Raw genomic sequence first — 12,643 nt, 5'->3', positions numbered from 1 at the left:
CCTGCTCACAGCGGCGACCGCCAGCCCCAGGTCTTCGCGCCGTCGAAGAGCCCGGCCTTGTCGGCGGCGTCGACGCCGGTGCCGACGGCCGTCGCGGCGGCTGCCTGCCCCATCTGGACGTTCAGCGAGTGCAGGGAGCTGTTCAGCGCGCTGGTGCTGAACCCGTCGGTGGCGCGCACGACGCTGCTGATGTTCGTGATCGTGTCCGCGTCCAGGGCGATGTTCTGCAGCCCGGAGACCCGGAGGTTCTGCACGCCCTCGCCGATCAGGGCCGGGGTGTTGTGCCAGTTCTGGCCGATCGTGCGCAGGCCGTCCATCGCCTCCGGTCCCATCGAGCTCCAGGCGCTGGGCCGGAAGCCGCTCAGCAGGTCGGCGCCGCGCGGGACGAGGCCCGGGGCCGACGCCATGGTCTGGGTGAGGTGCTTGAAGCCGCCCGGCCCGAAGGTGGCGGTCAGGTCGCCGAACTGGCTGCCCATCATGCCCTTGAGCGAGTTCGCCCGGACCCCGGAGAGGCTGGCGGCACGACCGAGGTCGCCCGAGCTGAGCGCGTCGATGACCGCGTCGGTCGCCCGACCGCCCCGGGCGGTGATCGCCGTGCTCGCGCGGGTCGCCGCGGCGCTCATCTTGCCGCTGGCGTTGACCGCCGAGACCGCGCCACGGACGCCGCTGATGGCGGCCCGCCCGACGCCGAAGGTCGCCAGGCCCACGACGTCGAGGGCGATGTCGAGGAGCCCGCCGTCACCGGTCCAGTACAGCGCGAGGTGGCAGACCAGCGAGACCGCGGTGGCCGCGAGCGCGACGACGGTGAGGACGGCGGCCAGCGCCTGGCCGATCACGGGGATCCAGCCCACCAGCAGCGCGGCGATGCCGCACGCCGTGGCGATCCAGCCCGCCACGTCGGCGATCAGCTTCAGCAGGTCGGCGTGCTCGTGGATCCAGTCCTTGACGTCCTGGATCCGGTCCTGCGCCCACTTCTTGAGGCCCTCGAACCGGCCGTCCTTGAGGCCGTCGTCGTCGATGACCATGGTCAGGCCCCTCGCGGCCTGACGACCGGCGTCGGCGACCCGGTCGGCGCAGAACTGGACCTCCTTCTGGAGTCGGCCCAGGTCGCTGCCGAAGCCCTCGACCGTCGCCTGGTCCATCGCCCGGCCCGGCCGCTCGGGGGCCGTCGAGTCGGTGGGGTCGGCGTCCATCCGGCTCTGGGCCTGGTCGCGGCTCGCCTGCAGCTCCTGGGCCTGGGTGCGCAGCTCCAGCGAGATCCGCTGCTCCTCCTCCAGGACCGGCACGTAGGTCTCGACGGCCTTCGCCGCGGCGTCGTACCGGTCGAAGGCCTTCTCCAGCTTGGTCGCGGTGTCGCGGGCGGTGCTCTCGAAGCGCCGGCCGGCGTCGGAGTCCCAGTACTCGTCGCTGCACAGCGTGCGCAGCTTCGCGGCCTGCTCGGTGATCGCGTCGGCCACCTGCCGCAGCTTCCGGCCCAGTCGGCGGACCTCCTCGGGCTCGCCGGGAACCGGGTCGGCCCCCGCGAGCGGCGACCAGTCAGCGGGACGGCTCACTTCGGGCCCTCCGTCAGCACCGCCGCGAGGTCGGCGTCGGCCTGCGCGTAGCCGTCGGCGGCCTGCACCGCCCAGTCGGCGAACTTCTCCAGGTCCTCGCAGAGCCGCTCGCGGTGGATCTTCCAGTTCGAGGCGAAGTCGTCCAGCGCGTTGGCGAGGTCCGTGCTGCCGAGGTCGGAGCGGTACTCCGCCACCAGGCTGCTGGCGCCGTTGAACCGGCTGCTGGTGCTGCGCACGTCGTACGCCGACGACCGGATCCGGCCGATGTCCGCCACCAAGCGGTCACCCATGTGTCCTCCTAGGAGCCTGCCGTCCGGATCCGTCCCGGCGGCAGGAGGGACATTCCCCCGCCGCCGCGACTTCACACCTGCGATCAGCCGCGCTGCTCCAGGGCCTCGGTGAGCAGCGCGACCAGGGCCTCCAGCTGCACGTCGGCCGAGGAGGCGACCTCCTCGTCGGAGCCGTCCAGCGCCCGGGCGGCGAGCCCGGCCTTGCTGTCGATGAGCTCGGCGATCTTGGTGTCGATGGTCTGCGAGGCGATGATCCGCCACGCCGTCACCGGCTCCTCCTGGCCGATCCGGTGGATCCGGTCGATCGCCTGGGTCTGCTCGGCGTCGGTCCAGGACAGCTCGGCGAGCACCAGGTTGGAGGCGACCTGGAGGTTCAGGCCGACCCCGGCGGCGCTCAGCGAGCACACGACGATCGCGACCTCGGGGTCGTTCACGAACTCGTCGATCGCCTTCTGCCGGGCCTTCGGCGTCTGGTCGCCCCGGATCGAGGAGTACTTCAGGCCGCGGCGGGCGAAGGTGTCCTCGGCCAGGTCCATGACGTCGACGTGCTTGGCGAAGAACACGACCTTGCCGACGTTGCGGGCCAGCTGGGCGGCGTAGTCCGCCGCCAGGCCGGCCTTCGCCTGGCCGATGCGGCGCATCATCGAGAAGACGTTCTCGCCGGTGGCAGTGGTCGTGGTGTCCTCGCGCTCCCAGGTCGCGACCCGGCGGACCAGCTCGCGGTCGATGCCCTCGACGACCTGCCCGGAGGTCCGGGTGGCCAGCGCCATGTCGTAGCGCTGGACCAGGCGCAGGGCGAGCTCGCGCTCGGCCTGCCGGATGGAGCGGCCGACCTCGTCGTCGAGCTCCACGGGCAGGTCCGCGACCCGGCGGGCGGGGATGTCCTTGGCGACGTCGATCTTGCGGCGCCGCACGATGCCCTGGTTGATGACGGCGGTGCGGGCCGCGGGGTAGAACGCCGGGTCGGCCGGGGTCAGCCCGGTCTCCTCCAGGGCGTCCATCAGCGGGCGCAGCGGCTTCTTCTCGTCGATCCAGCCGAGGTACTCCCAGATCGCCTTGAAGTCCTCGATGTCGTTGATCAGCGGGGTGCCGGTCAGCGCCATCAGCAGCGGCCGCGCGGCGCGGGCGCGGATCCGGTCGGCGAGCTGGAGCACGTGCTGGGAGCGCTGGGAGGACTTGTTCTTGATGAAGTGCGCCTCGTCGACGACCATGCCGCGGAAGCCGAGGTCCCCGAGCCAGCCGACGTGGCGGTCGAGCACCTCGTAGTTGACGACGATGATGTCGGCGAAGCCGTCGACGTCGTACCCGTCGCCGTGGATGACAGTGACGTCGCGCTCGGGGGTCCACAGCCGGGCCTCGCGGGCCCAGTTGGTCTTCACGACGTTCGGGACGACGACCAGCAGCGGGTAGGCGTCGGCGGCGCGGGCAGCGACGAGGGCCTGCGCGGTCTTGCCGAGGCCGGGCTCGTCGGCGAGCAGGAAGGTGCGGTGGCCCTCGGCGGCCGCACCCACGACCTGGGCCTGGTGCGGCATCAGCTCGAGGTCGTCGGGCAGCCGCACCCGGGGCGGCTCGGGCAGCGGCATCGAGGAGGTCTTGCCGCCGTACTCGAAGGAGCGGAAGAGCGGGCCGAGCAGCTCCCAGGTCGCCAGCCGGCGCGGGCCGTCCGGCGGCGGGGGCACTGCGGAGAAGTCCGGCACCAGGAACGGGTTCGCGAGCTGGCGGGCGATCACGGAGCGGGGCACGACGCGGCGCGGGGCCGTCGGGTCCTCCTCCGCCGGCGCGTCGGGCTCCGGCTCCGGCTCGGGCTCCATCCCGGCGGCCCGCAGCATCTCCTGCTTGAGGTCCTTGGCGGCCTCCGAGAGCACCGCGCCCTCGTCGAGCAGCGTGAACAGGGACGGCTCGCGGGCGGCGGTCTTGGCGAGGATGGTGCCGATGCCGTCGAGCCGCTTGAGCTCCTCGGCGCGGTGCGCCTCGGTGCTCTCGGTGTCGGCCTTGACCCGGTTGCGCTCCTCACGGGCCAGGATCGCGACGACCTGGAACTTGGTCCGGGTCGAGGGGCGCACGGTCCCGCGCTGCACCGCCGACTCGACCTCGCGCACGGCGCGAGCGAGGACCGGGATGATGCCGTCCTCGTCGAGGTTCCGGGCGCGCCGGCGGTTGCGGGTCGCGGTCCGGGTGCCGCCACCCTGCTGGCGCTGGCCTCGTCGAGCCAAGTGCTCCTCCTACGGAACTGCCCCGGCGCTCACCGGGGCGGGATGTGACCGGGTCACGGTGCGCCCGAGCGTCGTCACGCCGAGCGCGGGCCCGGGGCCCCCTCGGCGGCACGGCTCGGTCCCGACGACGAACGAATCAGACGACAGTCACGGTGCCGATCGATCGAGTCGGGCGGGCGGATGGAGCGCCGGCCTGCATCCGACGGGACCTGGCAGCTGCTGCTGGCGGACCCGTCCGGACTTCTAGAACTCGGCCAGCATAGCCCACCCCCTCCCGCCCGGCCGCGGGGCGACACGCGGGCCGCGCTGCTCCCAGCGGATCCGCTCCGAGCAGCACGCCCTTCGCTCCGGGGCGCCGCGCTGCCACGGTGGAGGACATGACAGAGCCCACCCGCCTCGACGACGACCTCGCCCGCCGCCTCCTCGACCAGCGCACAGTCCTGCTCGGCAGCGCCCTGGACGAGGTGGTCGGCAACCGGATCTGCTCGGCCCTGGTCACGCTGGCCACCGAGGACCCCGCGCGCGACATCTGGCTGTGGATCAACTCCCCCGGCGGCTCGGTCCCGGCGATGCTGGCGATCCGGGACACGATGCGGCTGCTGCCGGCGGACGTGTGCACTGTCAACCTCGGCATGGCCTACAGCGCCGGCCAGTTCCTGCTCAGCTCCGGTACGCCGGGGCGCCGCTACTCGCTGACGCACGCACGGGTGCTGCTGCACCAGGGGTCGGCGGGCATCGGCGGCGTCGCCGATGACATCGCCCTCCAGGCCGAGGACCTGCGGCACACTCGGGACACGGTGCTCGGCCTGATCGCGGAGGACACCGGCCAGCCGGTCGAGCGCGTGGAGCGGGACTCCCGCCGCGACCGGATGTTCACGGCGACCGAGGCGATGGAGTACGGCTTCGTCGACCACGTGGTCACCTCGCTCGCGCAGATCCGGACCCCGGCGCACCGGCCGGTCGGGCTGGGGGTGGGGTCATGAGCAGCTACACGATCCCGTACGTGACCACCCGCACCGAGCGCGGCGAGCGCACCAGCGACATCTTCAGCCGCCTCCTCGAGGACCGGGTGATCTACCTCGGCACGGCCCTCGACGACGGCGTCGCCAACGTGGTCATCGCGCAGCTGCTGCACCTGGAGTCGCAGAACCCCGACGCCCCGATCAGCCTCTACCTGAACTCGCCGGGCGGGTCGGTCCCAGCGATGCTGGCCATCTACGACGCCATGCAGTTCGTCCGGGCGCCGATCGAGACGACCTGCGTGGGCCAGGCGGTCGCGACCGCCGCGGTCCTGCTCGCCGGCGGCGAGCCAGGGCACCGGCAGATGCTGCGCCACGGCCGGGTCGTGCTCCAGCAGCCCGCGGCGGAGGGCCGCGGCGCCGTACCGGACCTGATCCTGGAGGCCGAGGAGATCGCCCGGGTGCGCGCGCTGCTCGAGGAGCTGCTCGCCCTCCACACCGGCCGCACCCCCAGCCAGGTCCGCGAGGACCTCGAGCGCGACCTGGTGCTCACCGCGGACGCGGCCCAGGCCTACGGCCTGGTCGACGCCGTCCTGGACCAGCGCGGTGGCTGAGCGCTCAGGCCGCGAGGCACAGCGGGCCGGAGAGGTGACCGGCGCGGACGCCGACCGCCCGGGTCACCACCTCGGCGACCCGCAGCTCCAGCGCCCCCGCCACGGCGGCGAGGATCTCGGAGGAGGGGTCCTTGAGGCCGCGCTCGACCTCGGAGAGGTACTGCGGCGAGACGCCTGCGCGCTGGGCCACGTCGACCAGCCGCAGGCCGGCCTCGTGGCGCGCCTCGCGCAGGGAGTCGCCGACCAGCTCCCGCCACAGGGGCTCGGTCTGGGTCGGCTCGCTCGACGGGACTGGGAACTCGATCACCTCCGCCATGGACTCACGCTAGCGACGAGCCACCCCGCGGGCGACCCGTTTCGCCCTGAGCAGAACGCGGACCCTCGGGCGGCGGCCCGGATGTCGCTCCCGGGCGATTCCCTCCGGGCCGCGCCGGACCTACCGTCGAGAGCAGCGCGGGAGGAGGGAGACCGGCGCATGACCGCTCGACGGACCGACGTGCTCTTGGGCCTGGGCGTGACCCTGGCCCTCACGGCCGTCGTGAGCGCGAACGAGGGCGATCCCGGGACGGCGAACCCGCTGGCCTACCTGTGGGCGGTCGGGCTCGGACTGCTGATGCTGGTGCGCCGGCAGCGGCCGGTGCTGGTGCTGGTGCTGACGATGCTCGGCTTCGTGACCTACTACATGGCCGGGTTCCCGGCGATCGGGGTCGGCGTCCCGATGGCCGCCGCCGTCTTCTCCGCCGCCGAGACCGGGCACCTGCGCGCGGCGGTCACCGCCGGCGTGCTGATCCTCGCGCTGGCGACCGGCTACCGGATCCTGGACGGCCAGGACGCGACATTCATCCTGGGCTACGAGCTGGTCTCCCACGCCGCGCTGATCGCCGCCGCCATCGCGCTGGGCCACAGCGTCCGCGTCGGCACCGCGCTGCGGCGGCGCACCGAGCAGGTCACCGGGCTGCTGACCCGGCAGGGCGAGCTCGACGCCGACGCCCGGCTGCGCGAGGAGCGGCTCGCGCTGGCCCGCGAGCTGCACGACTCGATCGGCCACTCGCTCGCGGTGGCCGCCCTCTACGCCCAGGTAGCCCGCGAGGCCGGGCCCGACGGTGGGCCCGACGGTCAGCAGCGCCACCAGGCGATCGAGCTGGTGCGCTCCGCGGTCTCGGACGCGCTGGCCCAGCTGCGGCGCACGGTGGCGGTGCTGCGCGGCTCGCGGTCGCCGACCGAGCCGGAGGTGGGGATCGGCGACCTGCCGCAGCTCGCCGCGGCGCCCCGCTCGGTCGGGTACGTCGTCGAGCTCGACCTCGAGCTCGACGACGACGTGGCGGTGCCCGCGGAGGTGGGCGCCGCGGCGTACCGGGTGGCCCAGGAGGCGGTCACCAACGCGATCCGGCACTCGTCCGGGACCCGCATCTCGATCCGGGTGGCCGAGCGGGCCGCCCACGAGCTCGAGGTCGTCGTCCGCGACGACGGTCGGGTCGTGGGCAGCCCGGACCTGCGTCCCGGACACGGCCTGAGCGGCATGGCCGAGCGCCTCGGCGAGCTCGGCGGCGCCCTCGAGGTCAGCGCCGGCACCGACGGCTGGCTGGTGCGCGCGCGGATCCCCTGGGACGGCGCCCGATGATCGAGGTGCTGCTCGTCGACGACCAGACCCTGCTGCGGGCCGGGCTGCGCGCGATCCTGGAGAACGCCGACGACCTCACGGTGGTGGCCGAGGCCGGCACCGGGCGGGAGGCCCTGCACCGGGCCCGCGAGCACCGGCCGACGGTGATCCTGATGGACCTGCAGATGCCGGTGATGGGCGGCGTCGAGGCGATCGAGGCGCTCCGGGCCGACCCGCTGCTCTCCGCGACGCCGGTGCTGGTCCTCACCACCTTCGACGACGAGGACGACGTGGTCGCCGCGATCGCCGCGGGCGCCAACGGCTACCTGCTCAAGGACATCGAGGCCGACGACCTGCGCCGGTCGGTCCGCGAGGCCGCCGGGGGCCGGGCCCAGATGTCCCCGGGCGTGCTGCGCCAGGTGATGGACCGCCTCGCCCGTCTGCCCACCCGCCAGGCGCGCGAGCAGAGCGTGGCCGGCCTGACCGAGCGCGAGCTCGAGATCCTCACCCAGGTGGGCCTGGGCCTGACCAACGAGGAGATCGGCCGGGCGCTGTTCCTGAGCCCGGAGACCGCGCGCACCTACGTCAGCCGGCTGCTCGCGAAGCTCGGGGCCCGCGACCGGGCGCAGCTCGTCGTCCTGGCGCACCGGGCCGGGCTGGTGCCATGAGGCGGCGCCGCCGGGTCGACGGGGCGCCGGGGCCCCCAGTGGGGCGATCAGTGGGGCGATCAGTGGTGCGCGTGCCCCGAGACCGGCTCGGCGTGGTCCCCGGGCTCGACCACGACGAACTGGCCCATCATGCCGTCGTCCTCGTGCAGCAGCAGGTGGCAGTGGAACATGTACGGCGTCCGCGGGTCGGCGTGGTCCTCGAACCGCAGGATCAGCCGGTAGGTGCGCCGGGGCTCCAGGTAGACGGTGTCCTTGCGCCCGGCCAGCTCCGGCGGCGGCGGCTCGCCGTCGATGGTCAGGACCTGGAACTGGACGTCGTGGACGTGGAAGTTGTGGGGGAACAGGTTGCGGTTGCGGACCTCCCACACCTCGGTCGCGCCGAGCGTCACGGTCTCGTCCACCCGATCCATCGCCATCCGGCGGCCGTTGATCTCGCGGCCCTCGAGCTCGAAGCGCCGGACCCGGTCCGCCGCCGTCGGGTCGAGCCGCTCGATGCGGGTCAGCGTGGCCGGCAGCGGCGCGGCGGGCGTGAGGGTCGGGACGGCCCGCAGCTCCAGCAGGTCGGCGGTGTCGTCAGCCCCGAAGACCTCGGGAACGACCACGGCGCCGAGCTCGGCGCCGTCGGAGCGCAGCCGCACCGTCTCACCCGGGCTCAGCCGCACGACCAGCTCCGCCCGCTCGCCCGGGGAGAGCCGGACCCGGGTCTGGCGGACCGGCCGCTCGAGCAGGCCGCCGTCGGTCCCGACCAGGTCGAAGGCCCGGTCGTCGCCGAACCCGAGCCGGTAGCTGCGGGCGGTGGAGCCGTTGAGCAGCCGCAGCCGGACCGCCTGTGCGCCGACGTCGAGATAGGCGCCGTGCACGCCGTTGGTCACGACCCGGTCGCCGAGCAGCCCGATCTCGTTGCCGTGGTCGTCGAACTCCAGCTCCCCGTCCTGGTCCAGCCGCTTGTCCTGCACCAGCACCGGGAAGTCGTCGATCCCGTAGCGGTGCGGGAGCCCGGGGGCGTCGGGACCGTCCGGGGCGTCGAGCAGGAAGAACCCGGCCAGGCCGCGGTAGACGTGCTCCTCGGTCTCGCCGTGCGGGTGCGGGTGGTACCAGAGCGTGGCCGGCGCCTGGTCGACCCGCCAGGTGGGCGTCCAGGTCTCCCCCGGCGCGATCGGCTGGTGCGGGCCCCCGTCCATCGCGGCCGGCAGGTGCATCCCGTGCCAGTGCACGGTGGTCGTCTCGGGGAGCTCGTTCGCGACCGTCACCCGCACCTGCTCCCCCACCCGGGCGCGCAGCGTGGGCCCGAGCTGCGGGCCGTCGTACCCCCAGGTGGCGGTGGGCCGCGGCCCGCCGAGGTCGCTGCGGCCGGCCCGGGCGGTGAGCCGGAGCTCGCGGGTGCCGTCGGCGGCGACCAGCCCCTCCTGCAGCGGCGGCACGGCCAGCGGGGTGTCGAAGCGCGCCGGGGAGCGCAGCCGGGTCGAGCCGGCAGGTGCGGACAGCCGGGCGAGGCCGTCGCACGCCGAGGCGGTCCCGGCGAGCGCGGCCACCGCGAGGCCGGCGCGCAGCAAGGACCGGCGGGAGAGGCGACGGGGCTCGGTGCGCATGCGCCGACGCTAGGAACGGGCGGCGCGCCCGTCGTCAGCCTGGCGGCGACACCGGTGTCGCGTGCGACCGACCGTCCTGTCGCCTGCGCGCGCGGGCGATCTCGCTCCTGGCGGGATTCGCCGGGCCCCCTCCTCCGGCAGCGTCGGCGGCGATCCGCTGACGACTGCGGCCGAGGAGGAGAGGAGGGGATCGCGATGGAACGCATCGCACGCGCGTGCCTGCGGCACCGGCGCACGGTCCTGGCGGGCTGGGTGGCGGCGGTGATCGGCCTGTCGGTCCTGGCCGGCGCGTTCGGCGGCGAGGCCGAGGACGACTACGCCCTGCCGGGGTCCGAGAGCCAGCGCGCGATCGAGATCCTGGACCGGGGCGGCCTGTCGTACGGCGGCGGCACCCAGGTGCAGGTGGTGCTCCAGCACGACGAGGGCCTGGACTCGCCCGAGGCGCGCTCGGCCGTCGACGCCCTGGTCGCCGACGTCGAGGCGCTCGCGCCGGATGCCCGCGTCGTGAGCCCGTGGTCGGCCGAGGGCGCCGACCAGCTCACCGCGGACGGGCGCCTGGGGTTCGTCGCGGTCGAGGTGCCGGAGGACCGGGAGGACCTGGCGCCGCTGCAGGAGGACCTCGGCGAGCTCCGGGACCGGTACGACGACGGCGGCCTCACCGTCGAGGTCGGCGGCCTGCCCGTCGAGAGCGGCACCGAGTCCGGGCCGCCCGCCGAGCTGATCGGGATCGTGGCCGCGATGGTGATCCTGCTGTTCGCGTTCGGCTCGGTCCTCGCGATGGGCCTGCCGATCCTGATCGGGCTGGTGGGCGCCGCGAGCGGCGTCGCGGTCGTGGGCCTGGGCTCGCGCTGGGTGGAGATGCCGACCTTCGCCGCCCCGGTCTCGGCGATGATCGCGATCGGCGTCGGGATCGACTACGCCCTGCTGGTGGTCACCCGCCACCGCGAGGGCCTCGCCTCGGGGCTCTCCCCCGCCCGGTCGGCGGTGCTCGCCCAGGCCACCGCGGGTCGCTCGGTCCTGTTCGCGGGGGTCACCGTGGTCATCGCGTCGCTGGGGCTGGTGCTCATGGACCTGAAGTTCATCACCGGCGTGGCGCTGGGCATCGCCGGCGCGGTGCTGATCACGATGGCCGCCGCGCTCACGCTGCTGCCCGCGATGCTGGGGGTGGTCGGCCTGCGGATCGACAGGTTCTCGGTCCACCGGCGCCGCACAGGTGCCGGAGGCGGGGACGACGATGGCCCGGCGCGCCGCTGGAGCCGCCAGGTCCAGCGGCACCCGCTGCCCTGGGCGCTCGCCTCCACCGCGGTGCTGGTCGTGCTCACGATCCCGGTGCTCGACATCCGGTTGGGCTTCTCCGACGCCGGCACCAGCCCCACGAGCCACACCGACCGGCGCGCCTACGACCTGCTCGCCGACGGCTTCGGAGCCGGCACCAACGGCCCCCTGGTCGTCGCGGTGGACCCGGGCCGGGCGGGCGACGGCCTCCTCGACGGCCTGGCCGACGACCTCGCCAGCACCCCCGGGGTGGCCGAGGTGAGCCCGCCCGTGGTCGCCGAGAACGGCGAGGCCGCAGCCCTCAGGGTGGTCCCGACCACCGGTCCGCAGGCGCAGGCGACGACCGACCTGGTGCACCGGCTGCGCGAGGACGTGATCCCCGCGAGCCTCGAGGGCTCGGGCGCGCAGGCCGCGGTGGGCGGCACCACGGCCGCGGCCGTGGACTTCGCCGACTACAACGCCGATCGACTGCCGGTGTTCCTGGCGGTGGTCCTGGGGCTGGCGATGGTGCTGCTGATGGCGGTGTTCCGCGGGGTGGTGGTCGCGGTGAAGGCGGTGGTGGTCAACCTGCTCTCGCTCGGCGCGGCGTTCGGCGCCACGGTCGCGGTCTTCCAGTGGGGCTGGGGCGTGGACCTGCTCGACCTGGGCGCCAGCGCCCCGTTCGAGGCCTGGGCGCCGATGATGCTGATCGCGATCACGTTCGGGCTGTCGATGGACTACGAGGTCTTCCTGCTCTCCCGGATCCGGGAGGAGTACGACCGCACCGGCGACAACGCCGCGGCGGTGGCCGAGGGGCTGGCGCGGACCGCCCGGGTGATCACCGCGGCGGCGGCGATCATGGTGTGCGTGTTCGGGAGCTTCGTGCTCGGCTCCACCCGGGAGCTCCAGCTGTTCGGGTTCGCCCTGGCCTTCGCGGTCCTCGTCGACGCCACCGTGGTGCGGATGGTGCTGGTCCCGGCGACCATGGAGCTGCTCGGGGACCGGAACTGGTGGCTGCCGCGCTGGCTGGACCGGTCCCTGCCCCGGCTGCGGATCGAGCGCCCGGCGCCGGCGGTGGAGGAGGTCCCGTGAGCCCGGGCGGCCTGGGCGGCCTGGACCACGAGGTCACGCCCGGCCGGGCCGACACGGTGGTCCGCCGCCGGCGGCCCGGCGCCGACGGCCTGGACGTCGCGAGCGAGGCGGCCCTCCTGGCGCTGGTCCGCACCACCACGCCGGTGCCGGTCCCGTGGGTGCTCGGCACCTGGCCCGCCCAGGGCGTCATGGAGCTGGAGCGGGTCGGCGGCACGCCGCTGCTCGACCTGCTGCCCGCGCTCCCGCCCGCCGCCGCGGTCCGGCTCGGGTCCGAGCTCGGCGGCCACATCGCGGCGCTGGCCCTGGCTCCCCGAGCCCGGGTCGAGCGACTGGTCCCCGTGGACCTGCCACTGCTCGGCGACCTGCTGGCCGAAGCCGCCGACGCATGGGCGCAGGCGCGGCACCTGGTGCCCCTCGGCCGGCGCCGGTCGGTGGAGGCGTTCCTGCGCAGCATCCCCGACCTCCACCCGGCCGACCCGGTGCTGACCCACCAGGACCTCGGCGCCGAGCACGTCCTCGTCGACGACGTCGGCATCACCGGCATCATCGACTGGTCCGACGCCGCGCTCGGCGATCCGGCCGTCGACCTCGGCCTGGTGCTGCGCGACCTGGGTCCCGCGGCGGGCGAGCGCGCGATGGTGCGCTTCACCGGCTCCGGGCTCGGCGACCCGGGGCTCCGCGAGCGCGCGCTCGTCCACGCCCGGCTCCGGGCCCTGGAGGACCTGGCCTACGGGCTCGGCGCGGGCCGGTCGACGTACCGCGACAACGCCCTGCGTGCCCTCGCCCGGCTGTTCCCCGGGGACGGGTAGCC

At 74.5% G+C, this 12,643-nt stretch carries 11 protein-coding genes; 6 read left to right on the top strand and 5 right to left on the bottom strand.

Annotation, left to right across the window (positions count from 1 at the left end):
• Window positions 1–5: 5 nt before the first annotated feature.
• The 3 genes from EBO35_RS02765 to EBO35_RS02755 form a co-directional block, all read right to left on the bottom strand.
• Entirely contained in the window at window positions 6–1,553 is a 1,548-nt protein-coding gene (locus EBO35_RS02765) for a hypothetical protein (protein WP_122816367.1), read from the bottom strand.
• Window positions 1,550–1,843: a hypothetical protein gene (locus EBO35_RS02760; RefSeq protein ID WP_122816366.1), complete on the bottom strand. Its 294-nt coding sequence runs from the start codon at window positions 1,841–1,843 to the stop codon at window positions 1,550–1,552. The genes EBO35_RS02765 and EBO35_RS02760 overlap by 4 nt, the downstream gene beginning before the upstream one ends.
• A gap of 83 nt (window positions 1,844–1,926) precedes the next feature.
• Window positions 1,927–4,056, bottom strand: coding sequence for a DEAD/DEAH box helicase (locus EBO35_RS02755; protein ID WP_122816365.1), 2,130 nt, complete (start codon window positions 4,054–4,056; stop codon window positions 1,927–1,929).
• 377 nt (window positions 4,057–4,433) lie between these two features.
• Here EBO35_RS02755 and EBO35_RS02750 point away from each other — a divergent pair, with 377 nt between their 5' ends.
• Both EBO35_RS02750 and EBO35_RS02745 read left to right on the top strand, forming a co-directional pair.
• Window positions 4,434–5,039, top strand: coding sequence for a ClpP family protease (locus EBO35_RS02750; protein ID WP_122816364.1), 606 nt, complete (start codon window positions 4,434–4,436; stop codon window positions 5,037–5,039).
• Window positions 5,036–5,629, top strand: a complete 594-nt coding sequence (locus EBO35_RS02745; RefSeq protein ID WP_122816363.1) for a ClpP family protease — start codon at window positions 5,036–5,038, stop codon at window positions 5,627–5,629. The genes EBO35_RS02750 and EBO35_RS02745 overlap by 4 nt, the downstream gene beginning before the upstream one ends.
• A gap of 4 nt (window positions 5,630–5,633) precedes the next feature.
• Here EBO35_RS02745 and EBO35_RS02740 read toward each other — a convergent pair whose 3' ends face one another.
• On the bottom strand, window positions 5,634–5,945 hold the full coding sequence (locus EBO35_RS02740) for a helix-turn-helix domain-containing protein (RefSeq protein ID WP_122816362.1): 312 nt from the start codon (window positions 5,943–5,945) through the stop codon (window positions 5,634–5,636).
• 159 nt (window positions 5,946–6,104) lie between these two features.
• On the opposite strand from EBO35_RS02740, the gene EBO35_RS02735 reads away from it, so the two are divergent.
• Both EBO35_RS02735 and EBO35_RS02730 read left to right on the top strand, forming a co-directional pair.
• The gene (locus EBO35_RS02735; protein WP_164477774.1) at window positions 6,105–7,250 is read left to right on the top strand and encodes a sensor histidine kinase; all 1,146 of its coding nucleotides are present in this window, start codon (window positions 6,105–6,107) and stop codon (window positions 7,248–7,250) included.
• Window positions 7,247–7,897 carry a response regulator gene (locus tag EBO35_RS02730; protein ID WP_122816360.1) on the top strand — a complete coding sequence of 217 codons (651 nt, stop codon included), beginning with the start codon at window positions 7,247–7,249 and terminating at the stop codon, window positions 7,895–7,897. Before EBO35_RS02735 ends, EBO35_RS02730 begins: the two co-directional genes overlap by 4 nt.
• 59 nt (window positions 7,898–7,956) lie before the next feature.
• Here the strand turns inward: EBO35_RS02730 and EBO35_RS02725 are convergent, their stop codons facing one another.
• The gene (locus EBO35_RS02725) at window positions 7,957–9,486 is read right to left on the bottom strand and encodes a multicopper oxidase family protein (protein ID WP_122816359.1); all 1,530 of its coding nucleotides are present in this window, start codon (window positions 9,484–9,486) and stop codon (window positions 7,957–7,959) included.
• A 195-nt stretch (window positions 9,487–9,681) separates the two neighbouring features.
• Between EBO35_RS02725 and EBO35_RS02720 the strand changes: the two genes are divergently transcribed.
• Both EBO35_RS02720 and EBO35_RS02715 read left to right on the top strand, forming a co-directional pair.
• The gene (locus tag EBO35_RS02720) at window positions 9,682–11,832 is read left to right on the top strand and encodes an MMPL family transporter (RefSeq protein WP_122816358.1); all 2,151 of its coding nucleotides are present in this window, start codon (window positions 9,682–9,684) and stop codon (window positions 11,830–11,832) included.
• Entirely contained in the window at window positions 11,829–12,641 is an 813-nt protein-coding gene (locus tag EBO35_RS02715) for a phosphotransferase (RefSeq protein WP_164477773.1), read from the top strand. The genes EBO35_RS02720 and EBO35_RS02715 overlap by 4 nt, the downstream gene beginning before the upstream one ends.
• Window positions 12,642–12,643 lie beyond the last annotated feature (2 nt).

Origin of the sequence: Nocardioides pantholopis (assembly GCF_003710085.1) — a bacterium.
Classification (GTDB): domain Bacteria; phylum Actinomycetota; class Actinomycetes; order Propionibacteriales; family Nocardioidaceae; genus Nocardioides; species Nocardioides pantholopis.
Note: the sequence above shows the minus strand (reverse complement) of the source record. Positions and strands in the feature narration are given on the sequence as shown.